The sequence below is a fragment of the Billgrantia saliphila genome, from assembly GCF_002930105.1.
GTDB classification, from domain to species: Bacteria; Pseudomonadota; Gammaproteobacteria; order Pseudomonadales; family Halomonadaceae; genus Halomonas; species Halomonas saliphila.
Window position 1 is genome coordinate 191323 of record NZ_PJRN01000004.1, and the last position, 20471, is coordinate 211793.

The 20471-nt window shown below is 65.5% G+C and carries 25 protein-coding genes; 10 read left to right on the forward strand and 15 right to left on the reverse strand.

What is annotated here, in order from left to right:
* Positions 1 to 13 precede the first annotated feature (13 nt).
* A complete protein-coding gene (locus CYJ07_RS06215; RefSeq protein ID WP_104202957.1) occupies positions 14 to 880 on the reverse strand; it encodes a LysR family transcriptional regulator in 867 nt (288 codons plus the stop codon).
* A 246-nt stretch (positions 881 to 1126) separates the two neighbouring features.
* On the opposite strand from CYJ07_RS06215, the gene CYJ07_RS06220 reads away from it, so the two are divergent.
* Positions 1127 to 1795 (forward strand): FMN-dependent NADH-azoreductase, encoded by a 669-nt coding sequence (locus CYJ07_RS06220; protein WP_104202807.1) that lies wholly within the window; start codon positions 1127 to 1129, stop codon positions 1793 to 1795.
* Positions 1796 to 1942: 147 nt separating this feature from the next.
* Positions 1943 to 2254 (forward strand): cupin domain-containing protein, encoded by a 312-nt coding sequence (locus CYJ07_RS06225; RefSeq protein WP_104202958.1) that lies wholly within the window; start codon positions 1943 to 1945, stop codon positions 2252 to 2254.
* A gap of 32 nt (positions 2255 to 2286) precedes the next feature.
* Here CYJ07_RS06225 and CYJ07_RS06230 read toward each other — a convergent pair whose 3' ends face one another.
* Together CYJ07_RS06230 and CYJ07_RS06235 are read right to left on the reverse strand one after the other, a co-directional pair.
* Positions 2287 to 2928, reverse strand: coding sequence for a nitroreductase family protein (locus CYJ07_RS06230; RefSeq protein WP_104202808.1), 642 nt, complete (start codon positions 2926 to 2928; stop codon positions 2287 to 2289).
* Positions 2925 to 3905, reverse strand: coding sequence for a DMT family transporter (locus CYJ07_RS06235; RefSeq protein ID WP_231489553.1), 981 nt, complete (start codon positions 3903 to 3905; stop codon positions 2925 to 2927). The genes CYJ07_RS06230 and CYJ07_RS06235 overlap by 4 nt, the downstream gene beginning before the upstream one ends.
* 69 nt (positions 3906 to 3974) lie before the next feature.
* On the opposite strand from CYJ07_RS06235, the gene CYJ07_RS06240 reads away from it, so the two are divergent.
* A complete protein-coding gene (locus CYJ07_RS06240) occupies positions 3975 to 4469 on the forward strand; it encodes a MarR family winged helix-turn-helix transcriptional regulator (RefSeq protein WP_104202809.1) in 495 nt (164 codons plus the stop codon).
* A gap of 34 nt (positions 4470 to 4503) precedes the next feature.
* Here CYJ07_RS06240 and ogt read toward each other — a convergent pair whose 3' ends face one another.
* Both ogt and CYJ07_RS06250 read right to left on the reverse strand, forming a co-directional pair.
* Positions 4504 to 5028 carry a methylated-DNA--[protein]-cysteine S-methyltransferase gene (gene ogt, locus CYJ07_RS06245; RefSeq protein WP_104202810.1) on the reverse strand — a complete coding sequence of 175 codons (525 nt, stop codon included), beginning with the start codon at positions 5026 to 5028 and terminating at the stop codon, positions 4504 to 4506.
* Positions 5012 to 6505 (reverse strand): DNA-3-methyladenine glycosylase 2 family protein, encoded by a 1494-nt coding sequence (locus tag CYJ07_RS06250; RefSeq protein ID WP_104202811.1) that lies wholly within the window; start codon positions 6503 to 6505, stop codon positions 5012 to 5014. Before CYJ07_RS06250 ends, ogt begins: the two co-directional genes overlap by 17 nt.
* A gap of 210 nt (positions 6506 to 6715) precedes the next feature.
* Between CYJ07_RS06250 and CYJ07_RS06255 the strand changes: the two genes are divergently transcribed.
* Genes CYJ07_RS06255 through CYJ07_RS06265 form a run of 3 tightly spaced genes read left to right on the forward strand, consistent with a single transcriptional unit; the run spans position 6716 to position 8533 of the window.
* Entirely contained in the window at positions 6716 to 7180 is a 465-nt protein-coding gene (locus tag CYJ07_RS06255; protein ID WP_104202812.1) for a GNAT family N-acetyltransferase, read from the forward strand.
* 16 nt (positions 7181 to 7196) lie between these two features.
* Positions 7197 to 7799 (forward strand): FMN-binding negative transcriptional regulator, encoded by a 603-nt coding sequence (locus CYJ07_RS06260; RefSeq protein ID WP_104202813.1) that lies wholly within the window; start codon positions 7197 to 7199, stop codon positions 7797 to 7799.
* Positions 7796 to 8533, forward strand: coding sequence for a GNAT family N-acetyltransferase (locus CYJ07_RS06265; RefSeq protein WP_104202814.1), 738 nt, complete (start codon positions 7796 to 7798; stop codon positions 8531 to 8533). The genes CYJ07_RS06260 and CYJ07_RS06265 overlap by 4 nt, the downstream gene beginning before the upstream one ends.
* Before the next feature lie 6 nt (positions 8534 to 8539).
* Here the strand turns inward: CYJ07_RS06265 and pdxR are convergent, their stop codons facing one another.
* The 4 genes from pdxR to CYJ07_RS20260 all read right to left on the reverse strand — a co-directional run bounded on the left by pdxR (position 8540) and on the right by CYJ07_RS20260 (position 12287).
* The gene (pdxR, locus tag CYJ07_RS06270) at positions 8540 to 10078 is read right to left on the reverse strand and encodes a MocR-like pyridoxine biosynthesis transcription factor PdxR (protein WP_104202815.1); all 1539 of its coding nucleotides are present in this window, start codon (positions 10076 to 10078) and stop codon (positions 8540 to 8542) included.
* Complete coding sequence (locus CYJ07_RS06275; RefSeq protein WP_231489554.1) at positions 10062 to 11066, reverse strand: GGDEF domain-containing protein; 1005 nt, start codon at positions 11064 to 11066, stop codon at positions 10062 to 10064. The genes pdxR and CYJ07_RS06275 overlap by 17 nt, the downstream gene beginning before the upstream one ends.
* Positions 11067 to 11130: 64 nt before the next feature.
* A complete protein-coding gene (locus CYJ07_RS06280) occupies positions 11131 to 11643 on the reverse strand; it encodes an SRPBCC family protein (protein ID WP_156085474.1) in 513 nt (170 codons plus the stop codon).
* A 20-nt stretch (positions 11644 to 11663) separates the two neighbouring features.
* Positions 11664 to 12287 carry a LolA-like protein gene (locus CYJ07_RS20260; protein WP_156085475.1) on the reverse strand — a complete coding sequence of 208 codons (624 nt, stop codon included), beginning with the start codon at positions 12285 to 12287 and terminating at the stop codon, positions 11664 to 11666.
* A gap of 120 nt (positions 12288 to 12407) precedes the next feature.
* On the opposite strand from CYJ07_RS20260, the gene nfo reads away from it, so the two are divergent.
* Positions 12408 to 13253 (forward strand): deoxyribonuclease IV, encoded by an 846-nt coding sequence (gene nfo, locus CYJ07_RS06285; RefSeq protein ID WP_104202818.1) that lies wholly within the window; start codon positions 12408 to 12410, stop codon positions 13251 to 13253.
* A gap of 33 nt (positions 13254 to 13286) precedes the next feature.
* On the opposite strand, the gene CYJ07_RS06290 is transcribed toward nfo, so the two are convergent.
* The 3 genes from CYJ07_RS06290 to CYJ07_RS06300 all read right to left on the reverse strand — a co-directional run bounded on the left by CYJ07_RS06290 (position 13287) and on the right by CYJ07_RS06300 (position 15565).
* Positions 13287 to 14141 carry an arylamine N-acetyltransferase family protein gene (locus CYJ07_RS06290; protein ID WP_104202819.1) on the reverse strand — a complete coding sequence of 285 codons (855 nt, stop codon included), beginning with the start codon at positions 14139 to 14141 and terminating at the stop codon, positions 13287 to 13289.
* A gap of 16 nt (positions 14142 to 14157) precedes the next feature.
* On the reverse strand, positions 14158 to 14706 hold the full coding sequence (locus tag CYJ07_RS06295) for an NADPH-dependent FMN reductase (RefSeq protein WP_104202820.1): 549 nt from the start codon (positions 14704 to 14706) through the stop codon (positions 14158 to 14160).
* A 154-nt stretch (positions 14707 to 14860) separates the two neighbouring features.
* Positions 14861 to 15565: an ArsR/SmtB family transcription factor gene (locus tag CYJ07_RS06300; protein WP_104202821.1), complete on the reverse strand. Its 705-nt coding sequence runs from the start codon at positions 15563 to 15565 to the stop codon at positions 14861 to 14863.
* A gap of 87 nt (positions 15566 to 15652) precedes the next feature.
* Here CYJ07_RS06300 and CYJ07_RS06305 point away from each other — a divergent pair, with 87 nt between their 5' ends.
* Together CYJ07_RS06305 and CYJ07_RS06310 are read left to right on the forward strand one after the other, a co-directional pair.
* A complete protein-coding gene (locus tag CYJ07_RS06305) occupies positions 15653 to 16852 on the forward strand; it encodes a cytochrome P450 (RefSeq protein ID WP_104202822.1) in 1200 nt (399 codons plus the stop codon).
* Complete coding sequence (locus tag CYJ07_RS06310) at positions 16849 to 17196, forward strand: antibiotic biosynthesis monooxygenase family protein (RefSeq protein WP_104202823.1); 348 nt, start codon at positions 16849 to 16851, stop codon at positions 17194 to 17196. The genes CYJ07_RS06305 and CYJ07_RS06310 overlap by 4 nt, the downstream gene beginning before the upstream one ends.
* A gap of 90 nt (positions 17197 to 17286) precedes the next feature.
* Here CYJ07_RS06310 and CYJ07_RS06315 read toward each other — a convergent pair whose 3' ends face one another.
* The 3 genes from CYJ07_RS06315 to CYJ07_RS06325 form a co-directional block, all read right to left on the reverse strand.
* Positions 17287 to 17925 carry a LysE family translocator gene (locus CYJ07_RS06315; protein WP_104202824.1) on the reverse strand — a complete coding sequence of 213 codons (639 nt, stop codon included), beginning with the start codon at positions 17923 to 17925 and terminating at the stop codon, positions 17287 to 17289.
* Positions 17926 to 17969: 44 nt separating this feature from the next.
* A complete protein-coding gene (locus CYJ07_RS06320) occupies positions 17970 to 18596 on the reverse strand; it encodes a LysE family translocator (RefSeq protein WP_104202825.1) in 627 nt (208 codons plus the stop codon).
* A gap of 131 nt (positions 18597 to 18727) precedes the next feature.
* Entirely contained in the window at positions 18728 to 19624 is an 897-nt protein-coding gene (locus CYJ07_RS06325; RefSeq protein ID WP_104202826.1) for a LysR substrate-binding domain-containing protein, read from the reverse strand.
* Positions 19625 to 19747: 123 nt separating this feature from the next.
* Here CYJ07_RS06325 and CYJ07_RS06330 point away from each other — a divergent pair, with 123 nt between their 5' ends.
* The gene (locus CYJ07_RS06330; RefSeq protein WP_104202827.1) at positions 19748 to 20437 is read left to right on the forward strand and encodes an FMN-dependent NADH-azoreductase; all 690 of its coding nucleotides are present in this window, start codon (positions 19748 to 19750) and stop codon (positions 20435 to 20437) included.
* Positions 20438 to 20471: the final 34 nt, after the last annotated feature.

Sequence of the window (20471 nt, forward strand, 5' to 3'; positions counted from 1 at the left end):
CGCCTTCGCGTGCTTAGGCGGGTTCCGCTATGCGCGTAGGAGCCAGATGCTCGGCAATCCGATCCGCCAGGGCAGACAGCATGGCCTGGTCGCCCGACGGGCTGGCCATCAGCATGAACTCGGCGTCCGGCAGCGGTGGCAAACCATGATCTTCCGACAAAGCGATGAGACCCGAGCCAAGTTGACTGGCCGGCATTGGCGCCAGCGCAAATCCTCCTTCCACTGCCGCTCGCAGGCTCGCGCCGCTCGTACAGAGCATTGCCATGCGCTGGGGAATGCCGGAGAGGGCGAGCTTGGTCAAGGCCGCCTCTCGGTAAGGACACGCTTCCGGGAACAAGGCCAGGGGAAGCGGAGAGGGAAGGCGCATGGGAGATCGCTCGGCCCAGGCCCAGACCAAGGGCTCGTGCCACAGCAAGCGCCCTGGCTCCTGGGAGCCGCATTGAGCGCCTAGTACCAGGTCGACATCGCCGCGCTTCATGGCAACGACCATGTCACCGGGAATGCCGACTCGAACGCCCAGCTCGACCTGGGGGTTGTCGTTAACGAAGCTCTTGAGGGTGCGCATCAGCGAGGGACTGACACAGTCCTCGGCGATACCCAGACGCACGTTACCCTGGTAGGAGGAACGGGAAAGTTGCGTCATGGCATCGCGGTTGAGTGCCAGGATGGCACGTGCGTAGGCCGCCAGACATTCACCATCCGGCGTTACCTCGAAAGCCCGCGTCGTACGCCGGAGCAAGGGTTTACCGACCTGCGCCTCCAACCGACGCAAGTGCCCACTTATGGCCGGCTGAGTCAGGTGCAGACGATTGGCGGCGCGGGTGAAGCTTCCTTCATCGATGACGGCGACGAAACTTCTCAAGAGAAGCAAATCGAGCATATGCATATCTTTCCATGATAAATGGAGCTTTCTTTTTATGTATCATTCGGCAGCGTGCGCGACACGCCGCGGATGATTGCCATCTGCCCTCTCTAGCTCTTTGCCACCCCACCACCAGAGTAGCAGAATTTCAGAAAACGCCTCATCTAGGTTTATTATAAATACCATCACGCAATTTGATTTATATAATGCGCCGGGAAATGCTGACATGGAGCAATAACAAAACTGACACGGACACTTCATACCATGCCCACCCTCTTGCATATCGCCTCCTCACCGCGTAAGCATCGATCGGCATCGCTGGAGGTCGCGCGCGCTTTCGTAAGCGACTATCGGGCTTGCATGCCGCACGTCCAAGTGACAGATCTTGATCTCTGGGAAACTGAACTACCCGAATTCGATGCCCATGCCATGGCCGCCAAATATGCGGGGCTAGAGGGAATCCCACTGACGGCAAGTCAGCAGCAGGCCTGGGATCGCCTGCATCAGCTCGCGTCCCACCTGCACGAGGCAGACCTGCTCCTGTTCTCGATCCCGATCTGGAACTTCAGCATCCCTTATAGGCTCAAGCACTTCATCGATCTGGTATCGCAGAAAGACATTCTCTTCTCGTTCGATCCGGAAAAGGGTTTCAGTGGTCTACTCACAGGCAAGAAAGCCATCGTCATATACGCCAGGGGGCTGAGCTACGTGGCCGACTCCTTCACTCCCGCGCCGGAGTTCGACTACCAGAAGTCCTACTTCGAGCAGTGGCTGAAGTTCGTCGGCATCAAGGAAGTCGAATCGGTCATCGTCGAAAAGACGCTCTTCGGCACCGAAGTCGATGGCGCGGCACGCGAGCAGGCCTGCTTTCAGGCCGCGCAACTCGCAAGAAATCTTGCACAGTCCCAACAGACCGCTCGGATCCCCTCCTGACCCATCGCAAATCGGCATGGGGAGTGGCGAAACGACTTGTCCGCCGAGCATAATATCCACCTGCACGAGTTCGAGGAGGCGCTTCGGCTCGTGTTCGAGTCCTGGGCGCTCGCTCGGGAAACATCGCACCGAGAAGGACACTGGACCATGGAGATCACCCGCAGCCGGGATTTCGCCGCCGAGCGTGCCTGGGGCGCCAAGACCATCGCCAGCATGAACGGCATTACCACCCGCCTGCACTGGACCGACCATCCCTACCGCTGGCACGTCAACGACGGTGAAGAGGTCTTCGTGGTGCTCGATGGCCGCGTCGAGATGCGTTACCGCAGCGAAGGCATCGAACATGCGCAGCTGCTGGAAGTGGGCGACATCTTCTTTGCCTCGGTGGGCACCGAACATGTCGCCTGCCCCATCGGCGAGACCCGTGTACTGGTGATCGAGAAGGAAGGCAGCGTCTAAGCGTCTAGAGGAACGGGCGTCAAACGGGGCCGTCAGGCCCCGCTCCACTCCAGCACGACTCGCGCACGTGGCCAGCGCACCTTGGCCAGCCCGGCCAGACGGTCCCGTTCGATATCGCGATAGCCGAGCGCCAGCAGCACCACGCTGCGAAGCCCCTTCTCCTCGAGCCCCAGCAATGCATCCAGTGCCGGCGGATCGAAGCCCTCCATGGGAGAAGCATCGACCCGCTCCGCCGCTGCGGCGGTCAGGGCCGTGCCCAACGCAATATAGGCCTGCCGCGCCGCCCAGTGATGCCGCCCCTCCGGCGTGGAAAAACCGGCAACGGCGGCGTGGAGCGACTGCCGATATCCTTCCAGCTCCTCCGGATCGAGACCTCGGGCCGCAGCTGTCAGCGCGATCAGCTCATCCACGTGCCGACCATCCACCTCGGCCCAGGTGGCAAAAATGAGCAGGTGGGAGCATTCGTTGACCTGGGGCTGGTTACATGCCGCGCATCGGATTCGCTCGCGCAGCGCTGGGTCTTCCACCACCAGCACAGTGTAGGGCTGGAGGCCGTATGACGACGGCGCCAGATGCACGGCTTCGAGAATGGAATCGAGGGTTTGCCGGGGTACCTTCTCGCCGTTCATACGCTTGGCGGCATAGCGCCACTGCAGGGCTTCCATCAAACTCATGCGTTTTCTCCCGAAGTCGAAGTGGCAGGACGCTCCGCCGAGATCGACGTGCGCAGTGCGCGATGCGGGCCGGCGGCCCGATTCCCGCGGTGAAAGACGATGGCACCGCACACGACCAGTGCGCCTGCCAACGCCAGGTTGGGCGGCATCGCCTCTCCCAGCAGGGTAACGGCGATCAGCGTGCCGACCAGGGCCGCCACCATGCCGATCTGACTGAGGTAGACGGGGCCGGCGATTTTCTGCAGTACGAAATAAAAGACGTAGAGCACCGTGAAAACCACGACTTCGGCGAGCAGCAGCCGAATCATCTCGGCCGAGCCGAGCAACTGGGCTGTCTGCCCTGCTTCCAGCGTCAGCGCGAAGGGCGCCAGCGCCAGCGCACCGGCTAACAGCATCAGCGCAGCGAGGTAAACTGGGCCCGCATCGCCCGGCCAGCGCAGGGTGCGATAGATATTGCCCAGCGCGATAATCAGCGGAATCGTCAGTACCAGCACCACCCAGCTCTGGGCACCCGACATGCCACCCGCCTTGGCCCACGCCAGCAGCATCCCGCCCGCCAGACCCAGCAGGACGCCCAGCAGACGCAGCGGATGCAGGCGCTCCAGTCCCAGTCCCACCGCCAACATCCAGGTGACGAGGATGGGAAAAGCGAAGCTGAGCGATACGAAGCCGGCACCCACGTGGCGTACCGCCAGGAAGCCTAGCGCATTGGGCAGGGCGAACAGCGCGCCCGAGATCAGTGCGTACTCCAGCGTTCGCCGGTTGAGCGGCATCGGTTGGCGCTGCAGCGCCGCCAGACCCAGCAGCAAGGCTCCCGCCCCCGCCACGGCAATCATGAGAAAGCTCAGGCGAGGCGCGCCGGCGCCATCGGCGAGCTTGGCCACGGCCAGTGACAACGCCAGCAGGCTGCCGACAAGGAACAGGCAGCCAAGGGCATACCAGCCGGTGCGGTTGCGTGATATCGATGAATTCGCCATGATCGGCTCCTCTAGCACGCCAAGAAGAATCTTGACGAAAAGTATCTTGATAGGAAGATAAATGCTCGTATGAACCGAGTCAAGCAGGCAATTGCCCAATGGCAGCGAGAAATGCCCCAACTCGATCTGCTGCCAATGGAAGTAGTGGGGTACATGAAGACGACCCAACAGCTCACTCAGGCCCGACTGCAGACCTTCTTCAAGGAGTACGGCCTGCAGACGGGAGAGTTCGATGTACTGGCCACGTTGCGCCGCTCGGGCGAACCCTACCAGCTGGGGCCGACGCAGCTGTTCGAGGCGCTGATGGTCTCGTCAGGGGGAATGACCAGCCGGCTGGATCGGCTGGAGAAGGCGGGACTGATCGAACGCTCGCCCAACCCCGAGGATCGGCGGGGCACGCTAGTATCGCTGACCGATGCGGGGCTCGAACTGATGAACCGCATGCTGCCCCGGCACGTGGAGAACGAAGCGAAGATGCTCGCCGCACTCAGCCGCGAGGAACAGGCGATACTGGGCGAGCTGCTGGGCAAGCTGCTCGAGAGCCTTGCCGTCGACGACGCCTGAGCCGAGCTAATCTGGGCCAGGCATCGGGCGATGGCTAGAAAAGCGCCAGCGTCGCGCCACTCAGGCGCTGCTCATGCGCGACCAGCCAGCGCTTGCGCGGCAGCCCACCGCCGTAGCCCGTCAGGGTGCCATTGGCGCCAATCACGCGGTGGCAGGGCACCACGATGGCGATCGGATTGGCGCCATTGGCCAGTCCCACGGCGCGGCTGGCACCGGGTCGTCCGACCCGCGCCGCCAGCTCGCCGTAGCTGAGCGTGGCGCCCATAGGAATCCCGCGCAGCGCCTGCCATACCTGGCGCTGAAACTCGGTGCCGCCGGTGGCGACGGGCACCGCATCCAGATAGGACGGTTCACCGTCGAAGTAAGCCTCCAGCGCCTGGCGGATCGATGCCGGCGCCTTGCCCTCGACGAATTCGTAGTGGCGGTAATGGCGAGTCAGCAGGCGATGCAGGCGCTCGTCGTAGTCGTGGAATTCCAGCGCGCGCAGCACGCCTTGGGCATCGCCCACCAGGCGCAGCTCACCCACGGGGGAAGCCAGGGAATCAAGCCAGAGTTGCATCGCATGTCTCCTTCTGCCGGATCGCCGCTGCCGGCGCATCGGCATGCCAAAGGTGCATCACGGCGTAGGCGCGCCACGGTCGCCAAGCTTCGGCGCGGGCGAGCAGTTCGCGCGGTGTCGGGCGCCGGCCCTCTCGGGCGAGCACGCGCTGCAGCGCCACATCCGAAGCCAGGAAGGCGTCGCTCTCCTGCAGGCCGCGCATGGCGATGTACTGCGCCGTCCACTCGCCGATGCCCGGCAATTCACGCAGCCGTGCCACGCTGGCGTCGAGATCGCCGCGGCGGTCGAACAAAGATGGCCGTTCGCTGTAGGCCGCGGCCAGACGAACCAGCGCCGTGGCCCGGGCCGTGGGCATGCCGATCGCCTTCACTGCCTCCAGGGTGAAGCGCTCGGGCGCGGGGAAGAGCCGATCGAGCTCGGTCTCGCCGTCACCGGGCAGCCGCTCGCCCAACCGTTCGACGAGCCGTTCGGCCAGTCGGGTCGCCACCGTCACGCTCACCTGTTGTCCCAGGATCGCTCGCACCGCGATTTCGAACGGGTCCCAGCCGCCCGGCAACCGCAGACCGGGGCGACTCGCCACCAGCGTCGCCAGGTCCGGGTCGCGACACAGGCCGCAGCGTATGGCGTCGGGATCGGCCTGCAGGTCGAACAGGCGCCGCAGGCGAACGATGAGACTCGGCAGCTGCCCCAATTCAGGCAGCCGGATCGTGACCCGCAGCGCCGTTGCCTCGGGCGCATGGCTCACGTCGACACGACCGACGGTGCCACCCAGGCGAACGACGCGGCGATACGTCTCTCCATCGACCTGCTCGAGCCCTTTGACCGCCCGCCGTGCCAGGAATGCCAGCATCGCCTGCCAGTCGTAGGGCGGCCGGTACGACAACAGCAGCGTCAGACTCGGCGAGTCCGTGGCCACGTCGCGTCGACCGCGCAGGGCGCTCGGCGGGCGACCGAAGAGAGCCCGGAAGACCTCATTGAAGCGGCGCACGCTGCCAAAACCGCTGGCCAGCGCCACGTCGATGAGCGGCAAGTCGGTCTGATGCAGCAGTTGCTTGGCCAGCAGCACCCGGCGGGTCTGGGCCACGGCCAGCGGCGAGGCGCCGACATGACGCCGGAACAGTCGGCGCAGCTGGCGCGAGCCGAGCCCCAGACGCTCGGCCAGCGCCTCGACGTCGCCGTCGTCCAGCGCGCCCTCCTCGATCAGCCGCAGCGCCCGGGCCACCGTGGTCGAAGTGCCGGCCCAGGCGGGCGAATCCGGCGCACTCTCCGGCCGACAGCGCAGGCAGGGGCGAAAGCCCGCCTCTTGGGCCGCTACGGCCGTGCCGACGAAGCGGCAGTGCTCGAGCCGGGGCGCAGGCGCCGGGCAGATTGGACGGCAATAGATGCCGGTGCTGGTGACACAGGTGAAGAAACGCCCATCGTAACGGGAGTCTCGCGCCAGCAGCGCCTGGTAGCAGGTCTCGGGGGTCAGGTTCATGGCTCCATTCTAGCGCCGACGCAGCGACCGACTGGCGGTTTTCGGACGCGAATGTTCAACGGCTCTGCTGACCACTCGGCTCGGCAAGTCGATGCAGGCCGTCGCCTGTGCGACGAAGTGGTTCCCCAAAACGACACCGAACTGGCTCTTAGCAAGGGGCCATCCAGCCCCCACACTGGCAAGCATCCCAACGCAACGAGAGGAGCCCCCATGGCCATCCGACCTGCCACTCCCGACGACCTTGCCCCGCTCAGCGTGCTGCTCGACGGCTACCGACAGTTCTACCACCAGGCACCCGATATCGAAGGCACCCGACGCTTCCTGCAGGCACGCCTGGAGTGTGGCGATTCGCATATTCTGGTGCATGAGGGAGCGAAGGGTGAGTTGGAGGGCTTCGTGCAGCTCTACCCGTTGCTCTCCACCGTGCGCCTGGCGCCGCTGTGGCTGCTCAACGATCTCTTCGTGGCACCATCGGCGCGTCGTGGCGGAGTCGGCCGTGCCCTGATGCAGGCCGCCCGGGAGTTGGCCGAATCCCAGGGCGTTGGTCACCTCAAGCTCGCCACCCAGATCGAGAACCATGCCGCCCAGGCCCTCTACGAGTCGCTCGGCTGGCAGCGCGACACGACCTTCCATCACTACGGCCTGCTGTTTGAAACAACAGCGAGCCGGGCCTGACGGAAGCGGAGGCGATATGTATATTCCTCCATCGATGCGGCTCGAGCGCGAGCAGGCCTGGGAACTGATCGACCGCTACGGCTTCGCCGCGCTGGTCGGCGACGATCTGGAAGCCACCCACCTGCCGCTGCTGCTGGACCGCAGCGCCGGCGAACTGGGCACCCTCTACGGCCACTTCGCTCGGGCCAATCCACACTGGCACTCACTCGATGGTCGCCGGGCCCTGGCGATCTTCTCGGGCCCGCACGCCTACATCTCGCCGAGCTGGTACGCCTCGCGTCCCGCCGTGCCCACCTGGAACTACGTGGCGGTGCACGCCGCCGGCACCCTAGAACTGCTCGATTCCGAGGCCACACGCGCCCTGCTCCATCGCACCATGGCGCATTACGAGCCGACGCTGCCCGACCTCGAACCGGACTATTTCAACAAGATGCAGGCCGGCGTCGTCGGCTTTCGCCTCACTATCGAGTCACTCCAGGGCAAGGCCAAACTCGGCCGCCAGCGATCCCAGGCCGACCAGGCGGGAGTCGAAGGCGCACTGGCCGAGAGTCGCGACCCCGAGGCACGCCAGCTATGGCGCTACATGCAGCGTCTCGCGAACGAGGAACATGGCGCATGAACCCTACCGAGAGGCACTGCAACGACCACGGGCAACCGGTCGGCGCCCCGCTGCCCGAGTGGCAGACGGCCCAACGCCCCCGGCCCGAGACCCTCGAGGGCAGGCGGGTCCACCTCGAGCCGCTGTCGCCCGAGCGCCACGCCGACCCGCTGCATGTCGCCTTCCTGTCACCCGGCGAAGGCCCCCTCGATGCGTCCGAGGCCCGCTGGACCTACTCCGGCGGCATGCCGTTTCGCAGCGCCGCCGAGCATCGTGACTGGCTCAAGGCGCGCGCAGCGAGCCAGGATCCGCTGTTCTTCGCCCTGGTAGACCCCGCGAGCGGCCGGGCCCTGGGCCTGGCCAGCTATCTCAATATCGTGCCGGAGCACGGCAGCATCGAAGTCGGCCACCTGCACTTCACTCCGCCGCTGCGGCGCACGCCGGCGGCCACCGAGGCCATGCTGTTGATGATGCGCCACGCCTTCGCCTTGGGCTATCGCCGCTACGAGTGGAAATGCGATGCGCTCAACGCCGCGTCGCGTCGTGCCGCCGAGCGTCTGGGCTTTCGCTTCGAGGGGGTCTTCCGCCAGCATCGGGTGATGAACGGGCGCAACCGCGATACGGCCTGGTTCTCGATTCTCGACGGAGAGTGGCCGGCGATCGAGGCGCGCCTCGAACGCTGGCTCTCACCGGAAAACTTCGACGCCCAGGGCAGACAGCTGAGCTCGCTGTCGGCGCTGCCGCTGCACGCCTGAGGAGCGTTAACCGCGCTTCGATTCACACCACGCCTGGGCCAGCCATCTCCCCGCACGTTCGATCTCGGCTTCGGGCGTGCCGGCGTAGCCCAGCACCAGCCCGGGGCGCCCCGGGGGCTTCAGGTAATACCGCGACAGCGGCGAGAGCGTGATGCCCTGGTCGACGGCACGCTCGACCAGTGTCCTCTCGAGCGCCGGCTCGTCGAGCCAGGCGACCAGGTGCATCCCGGCCTGGCCGGCGGAGAGGGCGAGGCCCTGCGCCACGGCCGGCGCCAACGCCTTGCGCAGCCGCGCCTGGCGCCGGCGATAGCACTCGCGCATGCGGCTCACATGGCGCGAGAAATGGCCGCGCGCAATGAACTCGGCCAGAGCGGCCTGCACGGCATACTGCCCTTCGCGATTGAGCCGGGCGTTAGCCCGCCGGAACGGCGCGACCAGCGGCTCGGGCAGCACCAAGTAGCCCAACCGCATGCCGGGGTACATCACCTTGCTGAAGGTACCGACGTAGATCACGCGCGCTCCGTCCACCAGCCCCTGAAGGGCGGCGATCGGACGCTGACCGTAGCGGAACTCGCTGTCGTAGTCGTCCTCGACGATCCAGGCGCCGTGACGCTCGGCGGCATCCAGCAGCGCCAGCCGCCGCGCCAAACTCATGGTCACCCCGCTGGGGTACTGGTGCGAGGGCGTGACATAAATCAGCCGCGGACACCCTCGCCCGGCCAGCGACGCCACGCTCATGCCCTCCTCGTCCACCGCCACGGGCGTCATGTCGAGCCCGGCAGCGGCGAAGCAGGCCTGGGCGCCGTTGTAGCCTGGCTCCTCGATCCACACTTCATCGCCGGCATCGGCAAGCAGCCGCGCGACGAGTTCGAAGCCCTGCTGAGCACCCTGCACGATGAGAATCTGCTCGGGCCGACAGCGCACGGAGCGGGAATGGCGCAGATAATCGCTCAGCGCCTCGCGCAGCTCCGGCACCCCACCCTGGGTCTGATAATCCAGCCAGGCCAGGGGCATGTGCTGCAGGTGCCGGCGCAGTAGCCGTCGCCACAGCGCCTGGGGAAAGCGATCCAGCGCCGGCACACCGGGAACGAAGGCGGCATGACGCTGCGGCAGGACGTCACTGTAGGTCAACAGCTCGGCGCCGCGCGAGGAGAGCGGGCATGGTGCAAACGGCGGCGCCGTCTCCCGTGTAGCGCTGGGCTCGGCGCCGCCACGCCCCTCCTGAAAGACCAGGTCAGCCACGAAGGTGCCCGCTCCCTGTCGGGTGGCGAGAAAGTCCTCGGCGATCAGTTGATCGAAGGCCGCCAGCAGCGTATTGCGCCCCAGCCCCAGCTCGCGAGCCAACTGACGGGTGGAAGGCAAGCGTTGCCCCCGCACCAGGCGCCCCGACTGGATCCAGTCGCGCAGGGTGCGATAGAGGTGTTGCGCCAGGGTACCGGGCTGCGCTCCCGCCAGGGCGAGGCCCAGCGCATCGACCAGCCAGTCGGCGCGCGCCGGGCTGTCAGTAACAGATGGGAAGCCTCCCGTTTCAAGCGCTCGATGCATCGCTCACGACACGGTTACGGCCGGTACGCTTGCCCTGGTAGAGGTTCCGGTCGGCACGCTGGAGAATGGCTTCCAGGGTCTCTTCGCCATCCTGAAAGGCCGCCACGCCGCAGGTAATCGAGGTGGTGAAACGATTTCCCGTTTCCGTGGTGAAGGTTTGACGCAGCACCATCTCACGCACTTTTTCCGCCGCCTCGATCGCGCTCGGAAGGTCGGTTTCCGGTAATAGCAGCGCGAACTCCTCGCCTCCCAGTCGCGCCGGGAGGTCGTTGGTTCGCAGGCGGGTCCGCAGCAGCTTGCTCACGTTGACCAGGACCTGATCGCCCGCGGCGTGGCCATGGGTGTCGTTGATGCGCTTGAAGTGATCGTAGTCGAACAGCACCACGGCCGCCGGTCGGCCATGGCGGCGGAAGCGCGCCAACTCCTGGACCAGGCGCTTCATGAAGTAGCGCCGATTGTAGAGCCCGGTGAGTTCATCGGTGCGAGAGAGCTGGCGCAGACGCAACTCGAGGGTCTTCTGCTCGGTGATGTCGCGTACCGTGCCCACCAGAACCTGGTCGTCGCCCTCGGGGACGTAATCGGCCAGCTCATGGACCCAGCGCACCTCGCCATCGGGGCGAATGATGCGATGCACCACGTCGTGGACGCCGGTCTCCTGCGCCCGCCGCATACTGGCATCGACGCTGTCGCGATCCTCGGGATGCACCATGGCCTTGAAAGCCCGCACGCTGGGGGTGAAGGACGCCTGAGACACGCCGAAAATATCGTAGATGATATTGGACCAGTAAAGCTCGTTTGCCGTCAGACTGGCCTTCCAATAGCCGAGCCGAGCGATCTGCTGGATGCGCTCCAAGGTACGGTTGAGGCGGACGATCTCCTGCCGTGCCACCTCGAGCTCATATCGAGCCTGCTGGCATTCGGCTGGGGAGGCAGCACTCTCGCTGCCCTTGTCGTCGCTTGCGGCCTGGCGGGATTCGCGCGGATCCATCATTGCCTTGGGTGTCGAATGCTTTATAGGTGTCGTTGTCGTGGCAGCATACCGTTTGCTCGCATCAACTGTCATGCTCCCCGGCGGGGACGAGGATCGCTTCGTGCCGCTGGTTACCGAGAGGACAGTCGAGATGGCGAGCCAAGCCTCTGGCCCCCCGACGCATCAGGACATGATGGTTCCAGACGATGAGCGGTCGCGCCAGGCGCGAGGCCAGGCTCATCCAGGGGCGCACGGTACGCACCTGCCAACGGTAGCGAACGCAGGTCCAGGGGCCCTCCTCCCGCAGCTGCCAGCGCCCGATGCCGACGACGTCACCGCTCGCCTCCCCCTCGATCAGGCAGGGCCGCTCGACCCGGACGATGCGAATATCGAAGCTTAGGCGGTAGCCCAGCGGGCTGCGCCAGACGAAACACTGGGTACGCCCGATCCCACATTCGTCACCGGCCCGATACTGGCGCACCTCGACCAGTCCGGGCCACCACTCCGGCCAGCGCAGCGAATCCGTCAGCGCCTCGAAGACCACCTCGGCAGGCGCTTCCAGAACCCAGCGTGTGTCGAACCGGAATACGGTCACGGCGGCAACCTGCGAACGGATCAAGGGTTGAAGTGCGATGGGGAAAATACGGGAGCCAGGTCCAGCGCTTCCAGGGAGACTCTCTCGAGTCGTTCGCCGCGCCGATCGTAGCTCGCCACACGACGCGGAAACAGCGTCTCGTCGTCGAGCCATAGCTCGTAGCGCGCCACCTCGCCAGGCGACCGCCCGGGCTCGGTCTCCACTACCACGTGTTGCACACGCTGCCCGTCGAGGGTCGCCGGTTCCAGTCGTCGAGTGCTGCCCTGGGCCTGAAGCCGCTGAACGTTGCGCAGCAGCGTGCCGACGTCAGACTGATCGACCCGATGCCCTCGCGCGCTGCGTACCATGCGGTTGGTAGGGCGCAGCGAAAGGCCCGTACGCCCGCCCGGCGAACCGAAGGGCCACAGCTGAACCTTGCCCGTGTCGGGGCGGTAGATCAGCACCGCCCCGCGGTAGGGCGACTCCAAGTCCATGCGCACGTAGCCGGGGCGGCAGTAGCTGTAGTGAATGACCTCTTCGCCGCGCTCGCCCTGGCTACGCAGGGTCAGGCGATAGCCCTCCAGCGCATCGACACATGCGAGGGAAGCGGTGATGGGATCGTCCTCCACGGCGGCGGTCATCGAGACCAGAACGAGCGGCAGCATGAGCGTCTCCTTGCCCTTCTGACTCTTGCCTTTCTCATTAGAGACTAGCAGGGTCTCGCGGGGTGACGAGAAACGGCACGTGCTATGGTAGAGGCGTTCCCAACATCACGGAGACACCCGATGAAATACCTCGGCGCCCATGTCAGTGCCGCCGGAGGGCCCGATCAGGCCGTGCTGCGCGCCGTGGAGATCGGTGCCGACGCCTTCGCCCTGTTCACCAAGAACCAGCGTCAGTGGCGAGCCAAGCCGCTGGATGACGCCACCGTCGAGGCCTTTCGCAGGGCCTGCCAGGAGCACGGTTTCGGTCCCGGCCAGATCCTTCCCCACGACAGCTACCTGATCAATCTCGGCCATCCCGACGCCGAGGGGCTGGCCAAGTCGCGCGACGCCTTTCTCGACGAGATGCAGCGCTGCGAGCAGTTGGGCCTGACCCTGCTCAACTTCCATCCCGGCAGCCACCTGAAGAAGATCAGCGAGAGCGAGTGCCTGACCCGCATCGCCGAGTCGATCAACCATGCCCTCGACAAGACCCGCGGCGTCACCGCCGTGATCGAGAACACCGCGGGCCAGGGCACCAACCTGGGCTGGCGCTTCGAGCATCTCGCCGAGATCATCGAACAGGTCGACGACAAGGCGCGGGTCGGCGTGTGCATCGATACCTGCCACGCCTTCGCCGCAGGTTACGATCTACGCACGGCCGAGGCGTGCACCGCCACCCTGGACGAGTTCGGCAGCGTGGTGGGCTTCGAGTACCTGCGCGGCATGCACCTCAATGACGCCAAGAGCCAGCTCGCCAGTCGCGTCGACCGCCACCACAGCCTCGGCCAGGGCAACATCGGGCTCGAGGCCTTCACCACCCTGATGCGCGACCCGCGCATCGACGGTATTCCCATGGTGCTGGAAACCATCGAGCCCGAGATATGGGCCGAGGAGATCGCCTGGCTGCGCGCCCAGGCCACCGACTGATACGTGCCGCCAGTGACTTGGAGCCGTGAACGTTCAGGCCGAAGCCAGCGGCGGCTCGGCTTCGCGCTCGGCGGCCACGGTACGCTCGAGCACGGCGCGCCACTCGGCCGACACCGGCAGGCCGAAGGTGCCACGCAGCGTCGCTTCCAGCTCGTCCAACCCGAGGCTGCGCTGGGTCTCCTCACCGGTGGGCAGGCGCACCGTCAGGCGCGCATTCTTCAGTGCGTAGCGCGCCTCGGGCGTGGTTCGCGCCACGCTCAACTGGTGGAGGAAGTGTGACGAGGGATGCGTCGAGGTATACCAGTTGGGCAGCTCGTAATCCACCGCCAGCTGCGGCTGCGGCGAGAGCTGATAGAGTGGTGCCCACGCCTGTCCCAGGCGAAGCTGCAGCTGCCGCTCTTCTCCCACCGGGATCAGCCGATAGGTGCCATGCTGAGTCGGCTGGGGGACGTCGATATCCAGTGCCAGCGGTGCCGCCGGCACATTGCCACCGAACCCGACGTCGGCCAGCCAGGGCCGCCCATCCACGCTCACCCGCAGCAGCATGTGGGTGCGCTGCGATGGCGGCGACTCGGGCGGGGCCTGCCACTGCACGCGCGCCAGCAGCCCCACCACCTCGAAGCCGATCGCTTCCAATACCCGCTTGAACAGAGCGTTCTGCTCGAAGCAATAGCCGCCGCGCCGAGCCGCGATCAGCTTGGCATCGATGGCCTGCGGTGCGAGAGCGATCCCCCTTCCCAGCAGGACATCGAGGTTCTCGAAGGGAATGGCGGCCACGTGATGAGCCTGGAGGCGACGCAGCGTCTCCAGCGTGGGAGCGAGGCCACCCGCGTAACCGATCCGCGCACAGTAGGCCTCGAGGTCGACCGGTACGTATCGTTCCTGCATGACGTCTCTCCCGCTCTCAGTCCAGTGTTACCGCATCGGCGTAGTTCCGCACGCCACGTGCCTCGCGCAGCGCCCGGGACCACCAGCTCAGGCGTGCGAGCATGGTCGTCATGCCGCGCTCGAAACGCTGGGCCTGATGGGGTCGGCCCTGGGCATCGAACTGCTCCCAGGCATTGGGAAACATGACGCCGTCGCGGATGCTCACCGCATGCAGCTCGGCAAATACGTGGCGCAGGTGCTCTACCGCACGCAGCCCGCCCGAGGCCCCGCCGTAGGAGACGAAGGCCACCGGCTTGGCCTGCCACTCCGAGTTGTAGCTATCGATGAGGGCCTTGAGCGCGGCGGGATAGGAGTGGTTGTACTCGGGTGTGACCACGATGAAGGCGTCCGCGGCGGCAAGGCGATCTCCGAAGGCCGAGACGGGTTCGACGGCGGGGTCGATCACATCCAGCGAGAACGTCTCGCGGCGCCTTATGCAGTCGACGACCCAGGCGCCCACGGTGTCGCAGAAACGTCCTTCCCTTGCACTGCCGTAGATTACGGCGAGCCTGATGGCATCATTCATGGCGTGTCCTCCTGCTAGTTTGGATGAGAGACACGACTCTTATACGACCTCAAGCTCTGTTGAGGTCAAACGTGACAATCCCAATGGGGACGATAGCTTGCGCCTATGCTGTCTCTCCACGAGCGTGAGCCGGTCGCTCGGCCATGGGCACCGTTCACGAGGCTGCGCTCGCCGCTTCGAATTCCAGCCCGAACGTCTCGCTCAGCGCCCGACGTCCCGACTCGCTGATCTCGATCACCCGAGAGCGTTTGCATCGGCGAATCCAGTCCAACTCCTGCAAACGCTGCGTCAGCGCCGCTCCCAGGGCGCCTCCCAAGTGGTCGCATCGCTCGCTCCAATCGAGGCAACAATAGGCGAAGCGACGGCGTCGACGCCGCACCTCGGCGATATCGATACCGAAGGCAGTGAACCAGCGTTCTCCCTCCGGCGTGAGGGCGACGGCCTCGCCCTCCGGGTAGATCAGCCGATGTCGAAACAGCCATTCGGCGATACCGGTACCCAGGCGTCCCGCCGCATGGTCGTAGCAGTATCTCGCCGCCGACATCGCTTCGCTCGGCTGGCGACGCAACGTTCTGGCCGGCAGCGGTCTCGCTACCACCATCAGCGACTCGACGGCATGGGCAACTTCCAGCGTCGCGAGCCGAAAGTACTTGTGGCGCCCCTGGGATGTCGCTTCCACCAGCCCATCCGTCTGCAAGCGCTTGAGATGCTCCGTCGCCGTCGCCGGCTGCACGCCAGCACCATAGGCCAGCTCCTTGGCCGTTAGCGCACGTCCTTCCATCAACAGGGACAGCATGTTCAGGCGGGTCGGCTCGCCGAGGGTACGTGCCAGGCGCGCCAAGTCGGGTTCTGCAATCATCGTTAGGCCATCAGCGAAGGGTTTCTGCCTGACAAGCATAGCCCCCGACGGCACACTTGAGCGACGCCAATCGTTCGGATCTTGCCCATGCACATGCCGACGTCGCCGCTCGAAGCGACCACTCACCACGACCCCTACCCCTACTATGCGGAGCTGGCCCGGCAGGACCGGCTGGTTCGCGATGATGCATTCGGCGGCTGGATCGCCGCCAGCGCCAACGTCGTCGAATCGGTTCTCGCGCACGAGGCCTGTCGGGTACGCCCGGTCGACCAGCCCGTGCCGGATTCCCTGCTCGGCTCCCGGGCCGGAAAACTGTACGGCGATATGGCGAGGATGCGGGACGATGCGGATCACGCCCCGATCAAGCAGGCGATCTCGGCGGCACTGGGCGCTCTGCACGAGACTTCGACCTTGCGGCGAATCCAGAACTGCGCCGATCGCCTGCTGGTGGATGCGAAAGATCGCACTCCCGAGCGGGTGACCGAGTATGCATTCCGGCTCCCGATCCTGGTCATGGCCGAGCTACTGGGCCTGGCGGCAGAGCAGCACCAGGCCGTTGCGGAATGGGGCCATGCCTTCGCTCGCTGTATCGCGCCGGGCAGCAGCGAAACACAGCAGCAAGCCGGCAAGCAGGCGGCGGAGAACCTGTACGTCACGCTGCAAGCCAGGCTTGGCTTGCCTATAAAAGAGGAAGGACTGCTGATGAGACTCGCCGACCAGACGCATCGACGAGGCTTCGAGGATCGAGAGGCTCTCATGGCCAACGCCATCGGCTTGTTGCTGCAGACCTACGAAGCCACGGCGGGCCTCATCGGCAATACCCTGGTGGCGCTGGGCCGTTCGCCGCAAGCTTGCGAGCGTGCCGACTCCTCTACCCGCCATCTCGAGGCAACGATTCGGGAGGTGCTGCGCCACGACCCGCCGATCCACAACACGCGCCGCTTCGTTGCCCACGACACCAAGATCGCAGGCCAGACACTGCACGCGGGCGAAGTCATCCTGGTCGTCCTCGCCGCCGCCAATCACGATGCCACACGCTTCCCCGACCCGGGCCACTTCGATCCCCAACGCGCACGACAAGCCTGCTACACCTTCGGCACAGGGCGACACGCTTGCCCCGGCGAGACCCTGGCGGTGACGATCGCCGAGATAGGCGTACGGCGGCTGCTCGCCACAGGGCTCGAGCCCGTCACGCTGCTGGAGAACATGGCCTACCAACATTCTCAGAACGCACGCCTGCCGCTTTTCGCCTCCCCCACGCCAACAAACAAGGAGCCCAACCCATGATCGCCGTCATCTTCGAAGTCGAGCCCAAGCCGGGCCATCGCGAGCACTATCTGGACATCGCCGCTGAACTGCGCCCGCTACTGGACAAAATCGACGGTTTCCTCTCCATCGAGCGCTTCGAGAGCCTGACCCAGCCCGGCAAGATTTTGTCGCTCTCTTTCTGGCGCGACGAACAGGCCATCGCCCAATGGCGCCAGCTCGAGCGTCATCGTGGCGCCCAGGCCAAGGGACGAAACACGGTATTCGCCGACTACCGGCTGCGAGTGGCAGGCGTGATTCGCGACTATGGCATGCACGAGCGTGAACAGGCCCCGGCCGACAGCCGCGAACGGCACGACGTCTGAACCCGCTGGACGCGGCAAGCCGGGGGCGGCGCCGATCTCGGCACAAGAGGTCAACCGAGCGACGGCGATGAGCTTCCCCTGGCCCTCGTCCTAGGCGACGTGCCGCGGCTCCGTGGCGAGCTTGGCCGCCATGCCGGCCAACACGCCGCCCATGACATAGCGCTGCACGGCCAGCCAGGTCGGGCGCTGCTGGAACCAAGTGGCGATGCCCGCCGCCGACAGGGCAATCGCCAGGTTGACCGTAAAGCTCACCCCGATTTGCGTGAAGCCCAGCACCAGGCTCTGAAGAAAGACGGGGCCATGCTCGGGCGAGACGAACTGCGGGAAGATCGCCAAGTAGAACACGGCGATCTTGGGGTTGAGCAGGTTAGTCAAAAATCCCATCAGGAACAGCTTGCGCGGCCGGTCCACGGCGAGCGTGCGCGCCTCGAAAGGCGAGCGGGCACCAGGCCTGACCGCCTGCCAGGCCAGGAAGAGCAGGTACAAGGCGCCGAGCCACTTGAGTATTTCGTAGGCCAGCGGGATGGCCAGGAACAGCGCGGTCAGGCCGACGGCCGCCGCCAACATGTGCACCAGGAAGCCGGCCAGCACGCCGAATAGCGAAATCACGCCCGCAGCACGCCCCTGGCAGATCGAGCGCGAGATCAGGTAGATCATGTTCGGCCCCGGGGTCAGTACCACGATCAGGGCGGCCATGGCGAAAAGCAGCAGATCGGTCAGCGGTATCACGACGTTCTCCTTGTCGGACGGGAGCCGTTCAGCTTCGGCATGCGTCAGGTCGGGCGTCTGGCCAGCAGTGCCCATACCCCAGCCGCCGAAAGCAACGAGCCGCCCAGCAGGTGAAAGCCGCGCTGGGCACGCAGCGTGGACAGCAGGCGACGGGCGCTAGCGGCAAAGAGCGCGTAGAGAGCGGCATTCAGCGTGGCCAGTGCGACGAAGGTGGCGGCCAGCACCCACAGCTGCGGCGTCACTGGCATCTTGGGGTCAAGGAACTGTGGCAGGAAAGCCACGAAGAACACGATGCCCTTAGGATTAAGCGCTGTGACCAGGTAGGTATTGCCGAAAAGCTTCCAGCGCGACACGGACTCCGCCGGAGTCAGCACGACGCTCGTACTCGCCCCGGCACGCAGTAGCTTGATACCCAGGTAGATCAGGTAGAGTCCGCCGATCCATTTGACCACGGTGAACCAGAACGCCGAGGCGGCCAGCAATGCACCGAGGCCCAGCAGCGACATCGCCAGGGCCGTGGAATCGCCCAAGGCGACAGCGGCGACCAGCGGCAAGTTGGCACGCCGCCCAGAGGACAGCGAGTAGCTCATCACGGTGAGGATCGTCGGTCCCGGGATTGCCAGCATCACAGCGGAAGCGGCCATGAAGGCCAGCCAGAGCTCGATATTCATCTGCGTTGTCTCACCAATGGCGGAGCCGGATCGACGTCACGCGAACTGTCATGCCGGCACATTTCACAATGTGCCCGGTCCCGCCCCGTCCGGCAAGCACAGGCATGCGATCCGGCTTCACGAAGGAGCACTCAGCCCACCGCCGTCTCATTGGCAAAGGCCGCTCTCAGCCATGCCGCGACTCGCTGAAGCTCGGCGTGGTCGGACCGTCCACGAGGCATCAGCAGATGGTAGCGAAGCCCCGGCAGGCTCGGGCCGAAGGGCACGTGCAGCACACCACGCTCGAGTTCCGCTCGGATCAAGGTCTGACTCAGCAGGGCCACCCCCTGCCCGGCAATGGTTGCCTGCACCGCATGGCTCTCGTCCGAAAAGCTCAGGCTGGGCCCCAGCTCGGCGAGCGAGCAATCGGCGGCCTGGCACCACTGCGGCCAGGTGGGTAGTCCCAGCGAGGGGCAATACCAGTCGAAGACGACATGGCGCACCGCCTTGAGATCCTCGACTCGCGCCAGGCCCAGGCGCGGGCTGGCGACCAGGGCGAAGGTGTCCTGCGCCAGCTCGACGGATTCATGATCCGGATAAGGCCCCATGCCGTAGCGAATCGCCAGGCATACGCCACGGGAAAGATCCAGCGTGGCTTCGCTGGCATGAATGTGCAGGTCGATATCGGGATGGCGGTCATGAAAATCTGCCAACCGGGGCAGCAGCCACTGGCTGGCAAAGGCTGGCGTGCAGGAAAGCGTCACGCTGGCCGAACGCGTCCGCTCCCGCAGCGCATCGAGCGCTTCGGCAAAGGCATCGAAGCCTTGCCGCAGGACGGGATAGAGCGCCTCAGTCGCCGCCGTGGGCACGACCTGACGCGTCCGGCGCTCGAATAGCGACACCTTCAGCAGATCCTCCAGCTCGCGCACCTGATGGCTGATCGCCGCTGGCGTCACCGCCAGTTCCTCGGCAGCGCGCTTGAAGCTGCGATGCCTGGCGGCCGCCTCGAAGGCGCGCAGTTGGGAGAGCGGTAGCAGGCGGCGATTCATGGCCCCTCCATAGCTTAGTTCAGCTTGTCTATCTGACGAAAAATGCTCGTTTGTCAGCTTTTGCTTCAGGCTCGATGCTTCGTAGCGTCCATCCATGCTTGAATTTTCTTTGAGGATACCGCCATGGCTACTTTGCTGCATATCGATGCCAGTGCCCGTCCCGGCCGCTCCGGCATTGAGCCGCATGGCTCACACACACGGCGCCTGAGCGCCCGCTTCGTGGAACAGTGGCGGGCTGCCCGCCCCGCCGACCGCATCGTCTATCGCGACGTCGGTCAGCAACCGCCAAGGCCCGTCACCGGCGAATGGATTCATGCGGCCTTCACCCAGCCGGCGCAGCGCGAGCCCTGGATGCATGCGGCGCTCGCCGAGAGCGACGCCTTGGTCGACGAGCTGCTGGCAGCGGACGTGATCGTGGCCGGTGTGCCGATGTACAACTTCGGCGTCCCGGCCGGCTTCAAGGCGTATATCGACAATATCGTACGCGTCGGTCGCACCTTCGGCTTCGACCGCTCCCGCGCCGGCCTACCCTACTGGCCGATGCTGACCGACATGAATAAGCGGCTAGTGATATTGAGCTCCCGGGGCGACTACGGCTACGAGGCGGGTGAGCGCATGGCACAGGCCAACCACGTCGAGCCACATATCCGCACCGTATTCGGCTACCTGGGCATCGACGACGTGCAGAGTATCGCGGTGGAGTACGACGAGTTCGGCGACGAGCGACTGCAGGCCTCGCTGGCCCAGGCCGAGCGTCGTATCGAGGCGCTGGTGTCCGATCTGGCGGAGAGCTTCGAGCCGCTAGCCTGCTGAGAGAACGGGAAGCGACGTTGGCCCGCACCGAAAG